The organism is Paenibacillus sp. 32352 (genome assembly GCF_002042965.1).
Lineage (GTDB): Bacteria > Bacillota > Bacilli > Paenibacillales > NBRC-103111 > Paenibacillus_S > Paenibacillus_S vulneris.
The window spans coordinates 56,547-75,414 of record NZ_MZNT01000014.1 but is presented as its reverse complement, the minus strand read 5'-3'; the positions used below and the strand labels follow the sequence as shown (position 1 = coordinate 75,414).

Genomic DNA, 18,868 nt, shown 5'->3' with positions numbered 1-18,868 from the left:
CTCACAAAGCAAAACATTACACCGGTTTAATGGATTGGCTTACTACAGTTGACCATAAGAAAATCGGGATACTGTATCTGATTGCAGGAGGCTTGTTCTTCCTGATGGGCGGTGTGGAAGCGGTTCTGATCCGGATTCAGCTTTTGTATCCTGACCAAAAGATTTTTATCGGCGATACGTTCAATGCGCTGACTACGATGCACGGTACGACAATGATCTTCTTTGCAGCGATGCCGATTATATTCGCGTTTATGAATGCGGTTGTACCGCTTCAAATCGGTGCGCGCGACGTAGCATTCCCTTTTGTGAATGCGCTTGGATTCTGGTTGTTTTTCTTCGGTGGTGTCATGCTCAATACCAGCTGGTTCTTGGGTGGAGCGCCAGCAGCAGGCTGGACGGCATATTCACCGCTTGCTAGTATCGTTGACACAACATCGGCTTACCATGGTGTAGACTTCTACGTCCTTGGTTTGCAGATTGCCGGTTTGGGAACACTGATCGGGGGGATTAACTTCCTTGTAACGATCATCAACATGCGTGCTCCTGGTATGACCTATATGAGAATGCCGTTGTTTACATGGACTGCATTCATCACATCCGCTTTGATTTTGTTCGCTTTCCCTGCCATTACGGTAGGCTTGGTTGAACTGATGTTTGACCGTTTGTTCGGCGGTGCGTTCTTCGATGTTGCCAAAGGTGGCAACAGCGTTCTGTGGGAACACTTATTCTGGATCTTCGGTCACCCTGAAGTTTACATTTTGATTTTGCCAGCATTTGGTATTATCTCTGAGATTGTAAGTACATTCTCGAAAAAACGCTTGTTCGGATACAGCTCCATGGTATTCGCAACAGCATTAATCGGGTTCCTGGGCTTCATGGTTTGGGTTCACCATATGTTTACAACAGGTATCGGTCCTGTCGGTAACGCAATCTTTGCGATTGCTACGATGGCTATCGCCGTACCAACAGGGGTTAAAATCTTTAACTGGCTGTTCACGCTTTGGGGCGGTCAAATCACATTTACGACAGCAAGTATTTTTGCAACAGCGTTTATCCCGACATTCGTTATGGGTGGTACGACAGGGGTTATGCTTGCCGTTCCGGCTGCTGACTACCAATACCATGATACATATTTCGTCGTTGCTCACTTCCACTATGTTATCGTTGGTGGTTTGGTGCTTGGCTTGTTCGCCGGTGCATATTACTGGTGGCCAAAAATGTTCGGCCGTATGCTGAACGAAACCTTAGGCCGTGTACACTTCTGGACGTTCTTTATTGGCTTCCATATGACATTTTTCCCGCAGCACTTCTTGGGATTGATGGGGATGCCTCGTCGCGTATTTACATACCAGCCGGGCGTTGGTTTGGAAGAAGGTAACTTTATCAGTACGATCGGTGCCTTCCTGATGGGTATCGGTACGATCGTATTCTTGATCAATATTGTGGCAACTGCTATGAAGCCTATGAATGCTCCTGCGGATCCATGGGATGGCCGTACGTTGGAGTGGGCGATTCCTTCCCCGCCTCCAGAGTACAACTTCAAGCAAACTCCGCTTGTACGCGGTTTGGATCCATTGTGGAAAGAGAAAATGGCTGGCAACAAAGAGATGACGCCTGCAGAACCGATCGGTTCGATTCATATGCCGTCGCCTTCGATCTTGCCGCTTATCTTCTCGATCGGCTTCTTCATCGCCGGTTTCGGCTTCATGTACCACACGTATTGGGTAGCTGGAATTGGCTTGGGAATTATGCTGCTTACCATGTTCTTAAGATCCGTATATGATGATCACGGTTATCATATTGAACCAGAAGAACTCAATGATAAGGGGGTAAAGGCATGAGTGCACATCATGAAGTAGGCGGTGCCCTGCCACCTCACGCGGAAACTGCAACATTAGAAGGTAAAAATAAAGTATTGGGCTTCTGGCTCTTCCTTGGCGGAGAGTGCGTATTGTTCGGTACGTTGTTCGCTACGTTTATCGCTTTGCGTAACCAGGTTCCTGATGGACCTACAGGACAAGAGATTTTCCAATTGGGTACGGTAGCTCTGTCAACATTTATCTTGTTGACGAGCTCCCTGACCAGTGTATTCGCTACCATGGCATTGCACCGTGGTCAGCTCGGCAAGCTTTTGACCTGGATGGGTGTTACGGTTCTGCTGGGTCTTTGCTTCTTGGGTCTTGAGATTTATGAATTTATGGAGTATGTACATGAAGGTCATGTATTCTCCAAGAGCGCTTTTGCTACATCGTTCTATACATTAGTCGGCTTCCATGGAGCCCACGTTGCATTCGGGGTACTATGGATTACCCTGCTGATCCTGTCCGCTTTGAAAAAGGGATTAACGGTAGTAACGGCACCGAAGTTTTATGTAGCTGGTCTGTACTGGCACTTTATCGACGTAGTTTGGGTATTTATCTTCACCGTAGTGTACTTGATGGGGAAGGTGGGACCGTAAATGAGCAGCCAACATACATCGTCTGCCGGTAACCGGCATAAGTTGGAAGGCCCTAAGAACCATTACTTGTCCTATATTGTATCCATTGTACTAACGATGATTGCTTTTGCAGCGGTACTTTACGGCGGTTTGGATCGCGCATTCCTGCTTTGGTTCTTGAGCGGCCTCGGCGTCGTGCAAGTATTGTTCCAGTTAGCTTATTGGATGCACATGAAGGAAAGAGGCCATCTCTTCCCGATCGTGGGTCTGCTTTTCGGAGCGATTGTTGCTCTGACAGCGGTAGCTGCAGCGGTTTACTGGACTTGGTGGTAATTAGGAGGGGGGCTTTTAGAAATGAAAGCTCTCCTTTTTTTCTTAAGCTTGCAACATTTTTCACAAATTAGTAACAATCCAAATTATAACATCCATAGTTAGGAAAGGAGAGGTTAACATGAATACGGATCCAATGGGAACGATGGGACATGGAGGTCATGGCGGGGCTGCTGATTTTGCGAATTTATGGAGCCCAGGCTTGCTGCTCATTCTTGTTGTTATCGGGTGGTTATATGGATTGGCTATAAGCCGTTGGCGCCATAAGTTTGCAGAGTCGGAGCCTGTTTCTTTCAAGCAGCTTTTTTACTTTTATTCCGGCTTGCTGTTGTACTATATAGCGGAGGGGAGCCCGCTGAGCTATTATGGGCATCATTACAGCTTCAGCGCCCATATGTTCCAGCAATCCCTGCTATACTTGGTTATGCCTCCGGTACTGATGCTGGGGCTGCCGGGCTGGCTTCTGCGCCCGCTCTTTAAGCATCCGATAGCCCACAAGATCATGTATGCATTGACGTCCCCGTTGATTTCGCTGTTCGTGTTTAACATGGTATTCTCCTTTTACCATATTCCGATGATCATGGACACGCTGATGACAAATCCACTGCTTCATGATGTGTACAACACGGTATTTATCCTTGCAGCGTTCCAAATGTGGTTCCCTGTGTTCTGCCCGCTGCCTGAGTACAGCCGGATGACGGAGCTTAAGAAAATGGCCTACATTTTCGTTAACGGGATCCTGCTGACACCGGCGTGCGCGCTCATTATTTTTGCCGGCGAGCCTATGTATGCCAATTACAAAGATGTATCCGAGCAATTCTTGTATATGTCCGTGTTGAATGATCAGCAGCTGGGCGGAGTTATTATGAAGATCGTTCAGGAAATTGTTTATGGTTGGGCATTGGCCTATACCTTCTTCCGCTGGTACCGCAGGGAACGGCAGGAGGAAGAGGATGAGGACATGCAGAACGAGCCGTTCGCTCATTCCTCGGTCAATGCAAACCGGGCCTGACTATGGAAGATGAGGTGGAACGAGAATGCATATTTTGCCTACGATTAGCACGTCATTTATCGTTATCAGTGCTATATTTGTAGCCTTCGGTTGGAGACAAATATTGAAGGGAAACCGTAAAGGGCATGAGAAGCTGATGCTGTGGGGAGCCGGCTTTGCCCTTGCCTTTTTCCTAATCTACGTATCTCGGACAATCTTTGTAGGAAACACAACATTCGGGGGTCCGGAATCGCTTAAGCTGGCGTATCATTTATTCCTTTTTTTCCATATTACTTTGGCAACGTTAGCCGGTGTCTTCGGTATTATCACCTTGCTGCACGCGTTCAACAAGAGATTTGCTAAGCACAAAAAGATCGGACGCTGGACGGCCGTCATGTGGCTGATTACCGCTCCTACCGGCGTGGTGGTTTACGTTCTCCTGTACGTGTTGTACCCGGGCGGAGATACGAAGCCTATGATCGATGCGATATTGGGACTCTAGTCTCTCTAATAAAAAGACTTCGTTCTCGAACAGACTGTCGAGAAACCCGATTTGCGAGAAATTTGCTATAACGGTAGGTGGAGTATCTCCTGTAGGAGTGATAGCGCCCGCCTTTGTTATCGGGAAATTTCCGCTACAAGAATATAATCATAATTCCCGAGAACAACAGCGGCCGGAGGGGGATATTCCACCGGAGTGTACTAGCAGCATTTCAAGCTCTTCTGGTTTCACGATACTCAGACTTCGTTCAATGAACGAAGTCTTTTTTTGCCTTCATTCATCCGTTCTGGAAACCTGGTTATACTATGGTCATTACATGTCATTCTGGGGGGAATCGGTGATGGCTAATATACTGGTTGTGGATGATGATCGGCATATCGTCAAGCTGATGACCTTATTCCTGGAGAGAGAAGGCTGGGTCACGCGCGAGGCTTATAACGGGAAGGAAGCGCTGGCTCTGCTGGAGGCGGAGCGAATGGATTTGGTCGTTCTCGATATTATGATGCCTGAGATGGATGGCTGGGAGCTGTGCAGGGAAATCAAGCAGCATTACGACATCCCCGTTCTTATGGTAACGGCAAAAGGGGAAACCGGGCAGAAGGTGAAGGGATTCGAGCTGGGGACGGATGACTATCTAGTGAAGCCCTTTGATCCTATAGAGCTTGTAATTCGCGTTAGAGCGCTGCTGAAGCGCTATAAAATCGCAGCCTCCCATGTCGTGCAGATTGGCAATGCGGTACTGGATCACTCCGCGCATGAAATGAAGATAGGACAGGAATCGTTCATCCTTCCCCTAAAGGAGTTCGAGCTGCTGTTCAAATTGGCCAGCTATCCCGGGCAAATCTTCACCCGAGAACAGTTAATCCAGCAGATTTGGGGCATTGACTATGAAGGCGATGAGAGGACGGTAGACGTCCATATCAAAAGATTGCGGGAACGGTTCCACGATAAGGAGACTTCCTTCAAAATCAGCACTATCCGCGGGCTTGGCTACCGATTGGAGATGGAGGAATGATCAAATCTCTGTACACCCGGGTCGTTGTAGCCTTTATCGTGGCGGTGATGATTGGGCTGGTAGGCTCTCTTCTCGTGACCAACCGGATGTTCGAGAAGCAGATGCACGATTGGATAAGGGACGATACGAGCCGTTCGGCAGAAGGAATTATGGAGATTTTGCGGGAATCCGATCCAGGGCGTTGGGACTTGATTTTGCAGCGGTTCGCGGACATGAAGTCCTCCTATATCGCAATCTATGATGCATCCGGCAATAGGCAGGCGAGTTCGAGCCTGGCTTTTACAGTATCGGACGACCAAGTAGGGCAGGTGTTATCCGGGGGCTCATACCTGGAGTTTATGGATAGCCGGAATCATGAGCTTCCTGCGTGGCTCATGGGCTTTCAGGTAAAGCGAGGAACCGACACGTTTGCCTTGTTTATTCAGCCAAACTATCTGACGATAAGTCAGAGCATCAAAAGAACCATACAGCTTAATCTCCTGATCGTGCTGATATTGGGTGGACTTGTCATGGTAGTGGCCGCCCGGTATTTGGTCAAGCCGTTGAATATGCTGACAAAGGCGACAAGGGAGCTGGCCAAAGGAAATTTTAACGTTCAGATGAGCTTGAAGCGCAACGATGAGATCGGGATATTGACCCAGAGCTTTGATGAAATGACGAATGAGCTCAAGCAGCTGGAGCAAATGAGGCAGGATTTTGTATCGAATGTCTCGCATGAGATCCAGTCTCCGCTGACCTCCATCATCGGTTTTACCAAAGCATTGAAGAGCAGTGCCATGCCCGCCGCGGAGCGAATGTACTATCTGGATATCATTCAATCCGAAAGCGAGAGGCTATCCCGTCTAAGCGATAATCTGCTGAAGCTGGCGTCGCTGGAATCAAAGCATCATCCGTTTCAGAAAGCGACTTACCGGCTTGATGAGCAAATACGCCACGTAGTGGTCGTTTGCGAACCCCAGTGGAGTGCCAAGAGGCTTAACCTGGAGCTCAATTTACCTAAAACGATCCTAGCGGCGGATGAGGATTTAATGAAGCAGGTATGGATTAATTTGCTCGGCAACAGTATCAAATTTACGCCGGAGGGAGGAACGATTCGGGTCCGGGCGGCCGCTGAGGTGCATCAGGTCAAGGTGATTATCGCTGATACGGGTATCGGTATCCCGGAAGCGGAGCTTTCGATGATTTTTCACCAGTTCTACAAGGCGGACCGGTCACGAACAGGAGCTATAGAAGGCAGCGGCTTGGGACTATCCTTGGTGCGCAAAATTGTATCGATGCACAAAGGGACAATCCAGGTGAGCAGCAAGGAGGGAGAGGGGACTACGGTGACCGTAAGGCTGCCAAGCTCAGTGTAGCAAAGCAAAGAAATACAGGGGAGCATCCCGCTCTATTCCTGCCTTTTGCAGACAAGCCGACTTTGGTAAGGCCCAAGCATGGTTTTCTATGGACAGGCCGCATCATCTATCAGAACGGATTCTATAAAATGGATTGTTATCCGTGTATATGAATCTAGTCATAGTTTCATAGAAATCATATACTATACCATCTCCCGCAGAAAAAGGAGGTGGTTATATGAGCAGTCGGTCTTCTTCTAGTAATTCTACTGCAATTGCCGCTATCGTTGCTAGATTATCTCTCGGGCAAACGATCAGAGTGTTTTACGACAGTACTTCGGTAACAGGAAAATTTCAAGGGGTAACGGGCGGCAATATTCAGGTCGTATCCACTGCCGGCAACAGCTTTTACATCCCGCTTTCCAATATTCTCTCTATCCGATTGTGACGCTGCCGCAAAAAAAAGAGCGAACGAGGGCTTGGCCCTCGTTCGTTTTTTCATTTATGCCGGCATCGGCGTATCGGTAGGCTTGGCATAGCCCTTCTGATATTTTTGATCGATGTAGGTGCGGATTTCTTTGGCCGATTTGCCATCCTGTTTCATTCTTGCCGACGTTACGGCAATTTCCAGACATACCCCGCAGCGAGTTCCATGATCGTCCCATACGACGCTGCCGTCCTGCTTTATTTCCTTAATAAAGCAATTTTTGTTGCTGGTATGACCTGCACTTTCCCCGCATCCGCAATAGCATGGAATCCACTGCAGGAGATCGGCGACCGAAGCTGCCACTTGGTAGGCTTGTTTGATTTCGGGCCGCTGCTTATCCAGGAAGGTAGGGAGCTGAGTGATGCCGGAGGTCGTTTCCTGAAGGTCGCCGTTAGGGGCGTGCTGCTGATGAGCAGAATGAGGAGCCATGGCTGTCGTTGTTTTGCCGGAAGACGTACCGCATGCGGATAGGAGAACCGACAGTGCAACGACTCCGGAAAGCGGAATCCAATAAGGGAATTTCATTCGGACTTACCTCCGTTTAGAGCAAAATGATTTAATTCTTATTATACCATACGAGGGTATAGAATATTCAGTCTGTCATGACAGCTTCTTGAACGTAGAACATCGAGAAGAGCGAGGCGCAGCAAGCCGGGCTAATGATTAAAAGAGTGGATTGTTTCTAGTATTAAAATGGAAAGTAGTTCAAATATTGGGGAAGCGCTTGAGAGTGCAAACGGGCGAAAGCGGCGTCGAATATAATCCATAGAGCCTTGATTTTAACGCCTTTCACCCTTTCCATGGGGCTGAGAGGTTCCTAAAACCGCTTCTCCAAGTGAACCCTTATAAGAGAGTTCTATATGGTGTGAAAAAAGTAGTGATTTGACATGCCCACTCATCCGATACACAATAAAAATAGGCTAGGGTGAGGAGGCAGCGCATTGTGAATACATGGACGTTAGGACCGCTGGTCATGTCAGGACAAGTTCTTGCCGTTATCGCTGCGGTCATTGCAGCTTATGGTGTAATGAAGCTGAGGCTGAGAGGCGCTTTGCCCGCAGGAACAGGTTATGACAGACCTTTTGAAGCGATACTGCTCTGGTTTTTGATCTGGAAGCTGAGCGTCATTCTATTTCAGGCGCAGAGCGTGTGGAGCGACCCGATGAGGCTGATCTATTTTAGCGGCGGTGTGAGAGGCGCTTGGCTGGCGACCGTGCTTACTGTGTGTTATGTGGGGTATAAAGACCGCTCGTCGCCTAATCTTGCCGTTTATATAGATTCATGGCTTATCTCCATCCTATCAGGGTATACAGTATACCTCATAATGGACATCGCATTCTTAGAGGGGAATGTGACGACGAACGCCATTATTGCCTTACTCGGCATAGGCACCGTGGTTATCGGATGGATGAGAGAGCCTCAAGCGGGGCGCAGAAGGATGCAGACTTTATTCTTCTCCTTCGTTCTGGTACATGCCTTGTTCAGCGCTGTAGCCGCGAACACCTGGGATAAATCCGGCTTGCAGAGCCAGGCGTCGGACGAGATCGGCATTGGGATCGGTCAGACGGCTCCCGATTTTGAATTGATGACGCTCGAGGGCGAGAAGGTGAAGCTGTCGGACTTTAGAGGAAAAAAGGTGCTCATCAACTTTTGGGCCACCTGGTGCCCTCCTTGCAGAGTAGAGATGCCGGTAATGCAAACATTTTATAGCGAGAACCGTGATAACAATGTCGTCATCCTATCCGTCGATGCGATGCATACCGAGGTCAGCCGGGTAGTGGTGGAATCGTTTCGGAAGCATTGGGGACTTACGTTTCCTTTAGTGCTGGATTCGGACGGGCAAGTGGGAAAAACGTATCAGGTCTCGGCCTATCCGGCAACGTACGTGTTGGATGAACAGGGGATTATCCGCAAAAAGCATCAGGGAGCTATGGACGAGGAGATGCTGAGAAAAGCGGTTCGCTAGGTGCTGGAGCCCCATCATTCCGGGAATTCAAATGAAAGCGGATAAAATTCATATTGCACAAATAAAAGCTTACATGATATGATTTGAAATATTGAAATTCAGTATATAGAAATAAGTTCATAATATAGAACTCAAGGAGGTATTCTTTATGGCAAATACAAGTATTATTTTGCGTGTGGAGCTAACTCATGGCGAAGTCACCTTCGGTGACGTGGCGGCAGCCATAAGCCGTGCAGGGGGAGACGTGACATCTATCGACGTTATCCGTGTCGGGAAGGAGTCCTCGATCCGGGATATCACGGTCGATGTTCAAGACTCGGCGGAAGCGCAAGTTGTTCAGGGGATCAAAGAGCTGCCTGGCATCAAGCTGATCAACGTATCCGACCGGACGTTCCTGGCGCACCTGGGCGGCAAAATTTCGATGACTCCAAACATGCCGATCAAGAACCGCGATGACTTGTCCCGTGTCTACACTCCGGGTGTAGCTCGTGTATGTACGGCAATTCATGAGGATCCGAATAAAGCGTACTCCCTTACGATCAAACGGAATACGGTAGCCGTGATTTCGGACGGTACGGCCGTGCTGGGTCTGGGAGATATCGGACCGGAAGCGGCAGCGCCGGTGATGGAAGGGAAAGCGATGCTGTTCAAGCAGCTTGCGGGGGTAGATGCCTTCCCGATTTGCTTGGATACCAAGGATACGGAGGAAATTATCCGGACCGTGAAAGCGATCAGCCCGATCTTCGGTGGAATTAATCTGGAGGACATCAGCTCTCCTCGCTGCTTCGAGATTGAATCCCGCTTGGCAGAGGAGCTGGATATCCCGGTATTCCACGATGACCAGCATGGTACGGCGGTCGTTGTGATGGCGGGTCTTCTTAACGCCCTAAGAGTGGTAGGCAAACCGATTGAGTCCGTCCGCGTGGTCGTTAACGGCATCGGCGCTGCGGGAGTATCCATCTGCAAGATGCTGCTGGCAGCCGGCGTAAGCCGACTGGTACCGGTTGATCGTGACGGAGCGATTGTCCAAGGCGGAACGTACGAGCAGCCTATGTGGCAGTGGCTTGCCCAGCAGCCGCAGGTTGAATCGAAGCCGGGAACCCTGGCGGAGGTAATTCAGGGAGCGGACGTATTTATCGGCGTATCCCGCGCAGGATTGCTGAAGGTCGAATATGTACAATCGATGGCCCAAGATCCTATCGTGTTTGCTATGGCAAACCCGCAGCCTGAGATTGATCCGGAAATAGCGCAGCCGTATGTGCGTGTTATGGGAACGGGAAGAAGCGATTACCCGAACCAAATCAACAACGTGCTTTGCTTCCCGGGCATTTTCCGCGGAACGCTTGACTGCCGCGCTCGCCGAATCAACGAAGAGATGAAGCTGGCCGCTGCCCGCGCTATCGCTTCGGTTGTAAGTGATGCGGAGCTGAATGAGCTGTATGTGATTCCGAGTATTTTCAATGAGCATGTGGTGACCAACGTGCGTCATGCTGTGATTGAAGCGGCAATTCAAACCGGCGTAGCCCGTCGTATTCCGAAGGATTTCCGCTAATTTGCGGATACTAAGAGAATATGATTATATAGTTATTTCAGGGATCTCCGAAAAGGGGATCCCTTCTTAATTGTGAAGACAGCTGAAGGAGGCTCGTGGCGTTTCAGCAGTGCAGATGAAAGGAATACAATGGACAAATGTTCTTTTTTTCGAGCTTGGACATATGATGATAAGGGCTTGATAGTCTCATATGGAGTTGGTTCGGATGGAACACATGGCGCTAAGCGGGATTATAGCCTCCTTATGTACGGTGCTTGGAGCGATTCCCGCGCTTCTGTTCAAGCACGTATCGCATCGCAGAAGAGATAGTCTTCTGGCTTATACCGCGGGTATTATGGTGGCTGCTTCGACATACAGCCTTATCCCTTCCGCGCTGAAGCTTTCCAATCTCGCAGTGCTTGCCGCCGGCATTCTGGCCGGGACTGCGGTGCTTACTCTTATGGAAAAGGCGATTCCGTCCTCGGAATCGATGCGTTTTTCGAATAAGCAGGCCATGCAGGATAAATCGCTCTTCTTTTTGCTCGCCATGGGGCTGCACAACTTGCCGGAAGGCCTCTCCGTAGGTGTCAGTTATGCCAGTGAGCATCCGGATTTGGGCCCTCTCGTTTCGTTTGCCATTGGATTGCAAAATGTGCCCGAGGGATTCTTAATCTCCTTCTTCCTCATCTCCCACCAGGTCAGTAAATGGAAGGCGGTTTGGCTAGCGGCCGGGACGGCCGTCATTGAGCTGGCCGCTTGCTTCGCAGGGTTTCATTTTACTTCGCGGATTAGTGGAGTTGTCCCCTATGGGCTTGCTTTTGCAGCCGGTGCGATGCTTTATGTCGTGTACAAGGAGCTGATCCCCGAAAGCCATGGCGACGGGCATGAGCGGCCGGCAACCTTTGCCTTCATAGCAGGGCTGCTGACCATGATCGGACTGACGCATGGCCTCCGGTAATCATAAGATAAAGAAATAAGCTGACTTCGTGATGAAGTCAGCTTGTTTTCGTTTGCTGCTGCTCGCCAACAGGCATTCGGCAGCTAAATCAGGACTGATTTTTGCGGAAGCTTTCCCGGTACTGTCCCGGTGTCATCCCTTCTTGCTTACGGAAAAAGCGGTTGAAGTTCTGTGGCTGATACTGCAGTCTTTGAGCGATATCTTTAATAGGCATATCGGTTTCGATTAACCATTTCTTAGCCATGGTTATGCGGAAGGCCGTGAGGTATTCGCTAAAGGTTTGACCGGTTTCCTTGCGAAATACGCTGCTCAGATAGTTCGCGTTATAATGCAGGTCGGCCGCACACTGCTCAATGGTAAGATCGGTATCGAACTGCTTGTGAATGCGGTCGAGGACCGTCTCGGATATGCTCTGGTACTGCGAGTCCAGCCGCTCGCGGAAGATTTGAATGAGAGGAAGAATAAGCCTCGACAGGAACCATTCCTCAATCTCCTTGCCGATGTGCAGCTTATTCAGCTCTTCATAGAACGATTCTCCTCCGGGATTGAGCTGGTTAAGACGAATACCGGCCTCCTGAATCATGATCAGCAGATTATTCAACAATCTCATGATAGGAACCTGGTATTCCTGCGGCGACATCTCATGCTTGAAAATAACCTGGAACAAATGCTCGAAATGCTCCATGACCTTCTCTTCGTCCGCCAAGCGGATAGCATCGAACATTTCGCTCTCTGTCAGCCATGGATAATCCAGGTTCATCTGGTGCTTGCCCGCGTTCATATTGGCATAATGAATGATAACGCCGACTCCCAGGTGAATGCGGTGCTTTAACGCCTCCAGTCCCTCCCGGTAAGCGATGCTCGTATGCTTCAGATCGTCGAACGGAAGGCTGATGCCGATGCTCATTTTCAGCTTCAGAACATTTTGAATCATCTGCTGTAAAGATTCCGTCAGGGAATAGATCCAGCTGTTATACTGCTCAGAATGACGTTCCTGCTGACCGACCAGGATAACGAGAGTTTGATCGATCGTGGCCGGCGGAAGGCTGAATTCCTTCGGAATCGTTTCCTCAGCAATGTTGCTGACGGCGAACAGGAGCAGGTCCAGATCGTCCTTCTCATAGGAGGTATTATCAAGCGTATCGATCTGGATAGTGATGACGGACATGACCTTCCAGTCGCTCAGCTTTTCGATGAAGCCGAGATGCTCGATTTTCTCCATAATATCTTTACGGCGCATCGTTCCTTGAAACAGCTTCATCAGAAAAAGGTCCCTGGCTTGCTGATAATGCCGGTGCGTTTCCTGCTCCAATCGGCTTTTGGACAAGGACAGGTCCTGCATCGTCCGGCCGATAATGTCGAATTCGTTCAATCGCGGTCCGTTTATGTTCGAATCCTTCACAGGGATCTGCTTGATCATGCGCCGGATGGGACTATACATTCTCCGGGAGAAGATCCAGGCCACGGTCATAAAGACCAGAACGACAATTACGCTGATCAGAATGGTATAATTCCGTATTTTTACGGATTCCTTGGTGAGACTATCTATGGAAATAGCCGACATATAGATCCAGTTGTTGTAGGAGGACCGCAGATAGGTTGCCGTATATTTCTTTCCGTTAACCTCCGTTTGGAATTGATCAGAGGTCTTGTCGAAGATCGCCGGATTTTTGATGAAGCCCGTGTTGATAGCATACCTTCCGATCATGGAAGGGTCATTATGGTAAATAACCCGGTCTTGATCGTCCAAGATCATCACCGTTTCAGACTCCCGGGGCTTATAATTCAGGATACCCGGCATATTACACGATGAAATATTGGCAATAGCCAGTCCGTATTTATCCAGGTCCTGGGTAGGCAGCTTCTGGACAAGACTGATCGTATAAGGGCATGTGCTCGCATTGGCCTTCTCTTCACTGTAAAACCAAAGGCTCGGGTTCAGCACCCAGGATGTCGAGTTAGGAAGCATCATCTGATTGGCGATCTGGGAGCGGTGAATGTACTGGTCCATCCGGTAAAAGCCGGAGTTTTTGAGCATCCAGTTTTGCTTCAGATTCACGATAACGACATCCTCCAGATTCGTATAAAACGACTGGGTATTGCTGATTTCCTTACGCAAATCCTTATATAGCATGAAATCCTGTTCGGTTAAGGGACGCCGCAGCGCCTCGGACATTACGGTAGAGTTGTTCAGCTGGTCCAGGGCATGATTGACGGTTTGCAGTGTCTGCTCTACATTGGAGTTCATTTGGGTCAATATTTGGAGCTGCTCCGAATTGACCTGCTTTTGAATTTCCTTGGAAGATTTCATATAGGAAAAGAAACCTATAAAGATAACGGGAAGCGTACACAAAATACAGCCGAACAGCGTCATTTTCGTTAAAAAGCTGTATTTTCTCATAGGTCGACCTCCCCTCGTAATAGTAAAATAAGCACAGCGCTTGATCCGCCGTTCAGCTTGATCTATCCGTTCCTCTTCCACGCCGCCTCACGTTTGAGAGAGCAGGCCGGAAAGCGCTATTCTAATTGTAGCAAGGTTAAAGTTGTTATATCAATGCGTATTCATGACAAATATAACAAAATTTCGTCACGATAGGCCAGTTTTTCGACTTTTTTCGTGTATAATGAAATGTTAGAATGAGGTGGAAGGAGGATGGAATCATAATGAACCGCTGGTATTCCCCGCGTTGGATCCGACTGCTTGCGCTCGCCCTTCTGTCCGCCGTGCTTCTTAGCTCCTGTTCCTCAGGACAAAACAGCTCCGAGACGGAGAAGGACAAGCCGGTGCCGACTCCTATCAGTATGATGGTGCCGTTGTTCCAGCCCAAGCCGCCTACGGATGAACTGATGAATGAGCTGAATCAAAAAACGGGCGTGGAACTGAACGTTCAATGGGTCCCGGATGATATTTATACGAGCAAAATGCTGAATGCACTGGAAACGAATACATTAAAGCAGGTAACCTATGTCAGACAGATCGACTATAATTTGGTCAAAAATTCCATACGATCCGATATGTTCTGGGACATCGGCCCTTATTTGGACTACTACCCGAATTTGAAAAACCTAAGCAAGAAGACGCTGGACGAGACGAAGCTCGACGGCAAATATTACGGCCTGTACAATGAACGGTCATCTTCCCGTCAAGGCATTATGATCCGCGAGGATTGGCTGGACCGGCTGCATCTCAAAGAGCCGTCCACGACCGAGGAGCTGTACCAGGTCATCAAGGCGTTCACGCTGGACGATCCGGACGGCAACGGGAAGCAGGATACGATCGGATTGACCGACCGTAATGATTTGGTATACGGCGCTTTCAAGACCTTAAGCTCCTATTTCGGGACGCCGAATAACTGGCTGTTATCCGGGGGCACTTTTATTCCGGACTTCGCAACGCCGGAGTATATGGATACGATGAATTTTGTGAAACGACTATACAGCGAGAATATTATGAACAAGGATTTCCCTGTGGCCAGCAAGCAGGTACAGCGGTATATGATGATCAGCGGGAAGGCGGGCGTCTATATCGGCAGCCTATCCGATGCGCCGCGAATGCTTGAAGAGATGAAGCAGGTGAACTCTAACGCCGAGATGGCGCTCGTCAATCGTATCCAAGGACCCAAAGGGTATGGGATCTGGTCGATTCCGGATTACAGCGGATTGTTCCTTTTCTCCAAGAAAGCGATCAAGACGCAGGAGGATTTGAAGGCGATTCTTGCTTTTTTTGACAAGACCATGAATAAGGATATTGCCAATCTGATGCTGTACGGTCAGGAAGGAAGGCATTATGTATTGAAGGACGGACAAGTGGCCGTTCCCCCGGATATGTTCCAGCGCATGAATGCAGAGGTTCGTCCCTTGCTGTCGCTTATGATTGCGAATATCAGCAACCCGAATTTGCTGAAGCAGAGCGAAACGGACCAGGAGCCTATCCTTCAGCAGGTGAATAAGCTTGTCGCCGATAACGATAACATCTTGATTCATGATCCGACCCTAGGCTTGTCTTCTCTATATTACGATGCCCATGGGACGGAATTAGCCTCTATCATGACCAATGCAACCTATAACTACATTCTCGGTAAAATTGATGCCGCCGGCTTCCGGAATGAAATTGAAATCTGGAAGAGCAGGGGCGGATCCCAGATCATTAAAGAGTTCGAAGAATCCTATAGCAAAAGCAAGTCGAATAACCCATAAAATGCGTCACGCTAGCGTAACCTGCCAAGTTCTTCTTGGCGGGTTTTTTGAACTTTTATCATCTGGATTCTCCCGCAAAATATGAATTTAGCTTGGATGTCGAGGTCCCGCTTTGTGGGGATTTTTGTCTATTAACTAACAAATATTGGAAGGTCGAGTATCCTCTCAATCATACCCTGTTGATCGTCCTGGTTCTACGTACCTGTTCTAGTAGGTGGAATGTAAGGGGGCAGAATGGGCACAAAAGACTCGAAAGCGGCTCTCAACAAGACTATCTTTAGCCCCGGCAGCGTGTAGATTTCGCAATTACATAGGGGCTATATAAGGTTAATTTCTGCATATAAGATAGGCGCAAACCCGCGCCGTTACTGGGTTTATAAGATGTGAGTCAGGGATAATGTACGAAATCTGAATTAAGGGTTACATTATAACTCGAAAAGAGAACAAGCAATTACGTACAAACCTTTTGAACAACTTTGAACCATATAGTGATGAAATTGGGAGGAAGAGAAAATGAGTAAATCTTCAAAAGATTTGAAATGGATCAGTGCAGTATGTACCCTTGCTCTTGCCGGCTCCGTCATTGCCGGCTGCAGCAGCAGTAAAGGTACGGATTCTAACGGCGCAGCATCAAACTCGAACGGTAACAGTGCCGGACCGGTTAAAATTACAGTGATGGCCGATCTGCAATCACCAGAAGTACCGTCGGATAAAATCGAAAAATTGCTGGAACAAAAAACAAACTCCGAGCTTGATATTCAATGGGTACCAGATGGTTCTTATGATGAGAAGTTCCAAGCGGCATTTGCAACAGGCTCCCTGCCGCAAGTGGTTTACCTTAAAAACCAGGCATCCTTCATCTTGATGAGAGATGCAATCAAGAACGGCCAATTCTGGGAAGTAGGTCCTTATTTGAAGGATTATCCGAATCTGAAGAATCTGGATCCAAAGGTTTTGAAAAACACAGAAGTCGGGGGCAAAATCTACTCCCTGTACCAGGAAAGACAACCGGCTCGCTCCGGCTTGATCTATCGTAAAGACTGGGCGGATAAATTAGGTATTCCGGCTCCGCAAACCGTTGATGATTTGTATAACATGCTTAAGAAATTTAAAGAAGCCGATTTGGCGGGCGGCGGCAAAACGATTCCTTTGGCTGACCGTAACGATTTAGTCTACGGTTCGTTCAAAACCGTCTCCATGTACTTCGGCACTCCGAATGGCTGGGGCGTTCAAGACGGCAAGCTGACACCGGAATTTATGACCCCAGGCTACATGGATACGCTGAAGTTTTACAAAAAGCTGCGTGACGAAGGCTTGATCAACCAAGACTTCCCTGTAACAAGTAAAACCGACCAGCAGAACCTGATGTACACAGGCAGAGCCGGAGCCTACATCGGAACTATGGGCGATGTAAAAACAATGCAAGAGAAAACAGAGAAAAACATCCCTGAAGCGAAATTTGATGTAGTTAACGAAATTAAGGATAAATCCGGTAAAAACATTACTTGGGGACTTCCAGGCTACGGAACCGTTGTTCTGTTCCCTAAATCCTCCGTTAAAACCGAGAATGATCTGAAAAACATCCTGAACGTCATGGATAAGTTCTATTCGCCGGAAGTTGCCAACCTGTTGAAATACGGTGTGGAAAACGAGCATTACACGATGAAGGACGGCAAGGTATTGCCTTCTACGGACAGCAAACTCATTGAGAAAGAAGTAAGACCTTACTTAAACATGGCTCTGTATGAAACAACGAATATTACGCCTTCTTTCTACACATTGCCGGTTGCTGAGAAAGCAAACACTCTGTCCAACGCAGCTGCGAAATTCATGGTAACTGATCCTACTGTCTCGTTGGATTCCAAAACGTATAACGAAAAAGGCGCAAGACTGCAGGATCTGATCAAAGACGCAACGTACCAATATGTTATGGGCAAAATTGATGACGCCGGTTACCAAGCAGCTATCAAGAAATGGCAAAACGATGGCGGTCAAAAAATCATCGATGAATTTAACGAACAATATAAAAGCGTTGGTGGCAAATAAGAAGGTCCCATAAGAGGTGGTTTAGGGCGAAAGGCTGCTGAAACAGATCGGCAGCCTTAGCCTATCTCGATTGCATTTTCCGATTGCTAACGATAGAAAGGAATGAACGTAATGAATAATACGGCTGCTGAGTCTAATCCCGTAGTTGTTCCAAAGCCTCAAAGCGGTCTCTGGAAACGTGTCGTTCGCAACCGTTATATTTATCTAATGATATTGCCGGGCTTTCTCTATTTTCTGATTTTTAAATACATTCCTATGTTCGGCCTGGTGATTTCATTTCAGGATTACCAGCCCTATAAGGGAATCATGGGCAGTGAATGGGTCGGACTGAAGCACTTCGAACGATTGTTCACCGATTCGGAGTTTTGGAATATATTCAAAAACACATTAGTTGTCTTTGTCGTCAATATCGTATTTTATTTCCCCGTACCGATCTTGCTGGCACTTATGCTTAATGAAGTCGCCAGTTCGTATTTCAAGCGGGTTGTGCAAACGATTGTGTATATCCCGCATTTCTTGTCATGGGTTATCGTCGTATCCATTTCCTTCGTTATGCTGACGATGGATGGCGGTCTTATTAACGAGCTGATTGCTTATTTCGGCGGACAGCCGATCAATTTCCTCATGAGTGAGGAATGGTTTAATCCGATTTATGTCATTCAGGTGATTTGGCGCGAAGCGGGCTGGGGAACGATTGTTTACTTGGCGGCCATGGCGGCTATCGACCCGGGCTTGTATGAAGCGGCGCGGATGGATGGAGCCGGACGTTTTCGTCAAATCTGGCATATCACACTTCCGAGTATCCGTAGTGTAGTTATCGTTCTATTGATTCTGAAAATTGGTAACGTCCTGGATACCAGCTTCGAGCATATTTATCTGCTGCTCAACTCCATGAATAAGAACGTAGCAGAAATCCTCGATACTTATGTCTATACAACCGGTTTGAAGCAAGGGCAATACAGCTTCAGTACCGCTGTCGGCTTGTTCAAATCCGTTATCGGCCTGCTTCTGGTGATGTTCTCCAACTGGCTGGCTAAGAAATTCGGCGAGGACGGAATCTACTAAGCCGTTACT

General features: G+C 48.2%; 16 protein-coding genes. 14 read left to right on the top strand and 2 right to left on the bottom strand.

Annotation, left to right across the window (positions count from 1 at the left end; genetic code table 11):
- Positions 1-29 precede the first annotated feature (29 nt).
- From ctaD to B1728_RS27520, 8 genes are all read left to right on the top strand, one after another.
- A complete protein-coding gene (gene ctaD / locus B1728_RS27555) occupies positions 30-1,841 on the top strand; it encodes a cytochrome c oxidase subunit I (RefSeq protein WP_179136243.1) in 1,812 nt (603 codons plus the stop codon).
- The gene (locus tag B1728_RS27550) at positions 1,838-2,458 is read left to right on the top strand and encodes a cytochrome (ubi)quinol oxidase subunit III (protein ID WP_079913647.1); all 621 of its coding nucleotides are present in this window, start codon (positions 1,838-1,840) and stop codon (positions 2,456-2,458) included. The genes ctaD and B1728_RS27550 overlap by 4 nt, the downstream gene beginning before the upstream one ends.
- Positions 2,459-2,770, top strand: a complete 312-nt coding sequence (locus B1728_RS27545; RefSeq protein WP_079913646.1) for a cytochrome C oxidase subunit IV family protein — start codon at positions 2,459-2,461, stop codon at positions 2,768-2,770. It abuts the gene before it with no gap.
- A 118-nt stretch (positions 2,771-2,888) separates the two neighbouring features.
- Positions 2,889-3,779, top strand: coding sequence for a cytochrome c oxidase assembly protein (locus tag B1728_RS27540; RefSeq protein ID WP_256865533.1), 891 nt, complete (start codon positions 2,889-2,891; stop codon positions 3,777-3,779).
- Between the two features lie 25 nt (positions 3,780-3,804).
- Positions 3,805-4,260 (top strand): DUF420 domain-containing protein, encoded by a 456-nt coding sequence (locus B1728_RS27535; protein ID WP_079913645.1) that lies wholly within the window; start codon positions 3,805-3,807, stop codon positions 4,258-4,260.
- A 340-nt stretch (positions 4,261-4,600) separates the two neighbouring features.
- Positions 4,601-5,275, top strand: coding sequence for a response regulator transcription factor (locus B1728_RS27530; RefSeq protein ID WP_079913644.1), 675 nt, complete (start codon positions 4,601-4,603; stop codon positions 5,273-5,275).
- Positions 5,272-6,630 (top strand): HAMP domain-containing sensor histidine kinase, encoded by a 1,359-nt coding sequence (locus tag B1728_RS27525; protein ID WP_079913643.1) that lies wholly within the window; start codon positions 5,272-5,274, stop codon positions 6,628-6,630. The genes B1728_RS27530 and B1728_RS27525 overlap by 4 nt, the downstream gene beginning before the upstream one ends.
- A 217-nt stretch (positions 6,631-6,847) precedes the next feature.
- Complete coding sequence (locus B1728_RS27520; protein WP_079913642.1) at positions 6,848-7,057, top strand: hypothetical protein; 210 nt, start codon at positions 6,848-6,850, stop codon at positions 7,055-7,057.
- A gap of 54 nt (positions 7,058-7,111) precedes the next feature.
- Here B1728_RS27520 and B1728_RS27515 read toward each other — a convergent pair whose 3' ends face one another.
- Entirely contained in the window at positions 7,112-7,621 is a 510-nt protein-coding gene (locus tag B1728_RS27515) for a PCYCGC motif-containing (lipo)protein (RefSeq protein ID WP_079913641.1), read from the bottom strand.
- Between the two features lie 418 nt (positions 7,622-8,039).
- On the opposite strand from B1728_RS27515, the gene B1728_RS27510 reads away from it, so the two are divergent.
- The 3 genes from B1728_RS27510 to B1728_RS27500 all read left to right on the top strand — a co-directional run bounded on the left by B1728_RS27510 (position 8,040) and on the right by B1728_RS27500 (position 11,551).
- Positions 8,040-9,062 (top strand): redoxin domain-containing protein, encoded by a 1,023-nt coding sequence (locus B1728_RS27510; protein WP_079913640.1) that lies wholly within the window; start codon positions 8,040-8,042, stop codon positions 9,060-9,062.
- Between the two features lie 148 nt (positions 9,063-9,210).
- Positions 9,211-10,614, top strand: a complete 1,404-nt coding sequence (locus tag B1728_RS27505; protein WP_079913639.1) for an NAD-dependent malic enzyme — start codon at positions 9,211-9,213, stop codon at positions 10,612-10,614.
- Positions 10,615-10,819: 205 nt separating this feature from the next.
- Positions 10,820-11,551 carry a ZIP family metal transporter gene (locus B1728_RS27500; RefSeq protein ID WP_079913638.1) on the top strand — a complete coding sequence of 244 codons (732 nt, stop codon included), beginning with the start codon at positions 10,820-10,822 and terminating at the stop codon, positions 11,549-11,551.
- A gap of 88 nt (positions 11,552-11,639) precedes the next feature.
- On the opposite strand, the gene B1728_RS27495 is transcribed toward B1728_RS27500, so the two are convergent.
- Complete coding sequence (locus tag B1728_RS27495; protein ID WP_079913637.1) at positions 11,640-13,952, bottom strand: helix-turn-helix domain-containing protein; 2,313 nt, start codon at positions 13,950-13,952, stop codon at positions 11,640-11,642.
- A gap of 263 nt (positions 13,953-14,215) precedes the next feature.
- On the opposite strand from B1728_RS27495, the gene B1728_RS27490 reads away from it, so the two are divergent.
- The 3 genes from B1728_RS27490 to B1728_RS27480 all read left to right on the top strand — a co-directional run bounded on the left by B1728_RS27490 (position 14,216) and on the right by B1728_RS27480 (position 18,859).
- A complete protein-coding gene (locus B1728_RS27490) occupies positions 14,216-15,748 on the top strand; it encodes an extracellular solute-binding protein (RefSeq protein WP_079913636.1) in 1,533 nt (510 codons plus the stop codon).
- A gap of 513 nt (positions 15,749-16,261) precedes the next feature.
- Positions 16,262-17,794 (top strand): extracellular solute-binding protein, encoded by a 1,533-nt coding sequence (locus B1728_RS27485; protein ID WP_079913635.1) that lies wholly within the window; start codon positions 16,262-16,264, stop codon positions 17,792-17,794.
- A 111-nt stretch (positions 17,795-17,905) separates the two neighbouring features.
- Positions 17,906-18,859 (top strand): ABC transporter permease, encoded by a 954-nt coding sequence (locus tag B1728_RS27480; RefSeq protein WP_079913634.1) that lies wholly within the window; start codon positions 17,906-17,908, stop codon positions 18,857-18,859.
- The last annotated feature ends 9 nt before the right edge of the window (positions 18,860-18,868 follow it).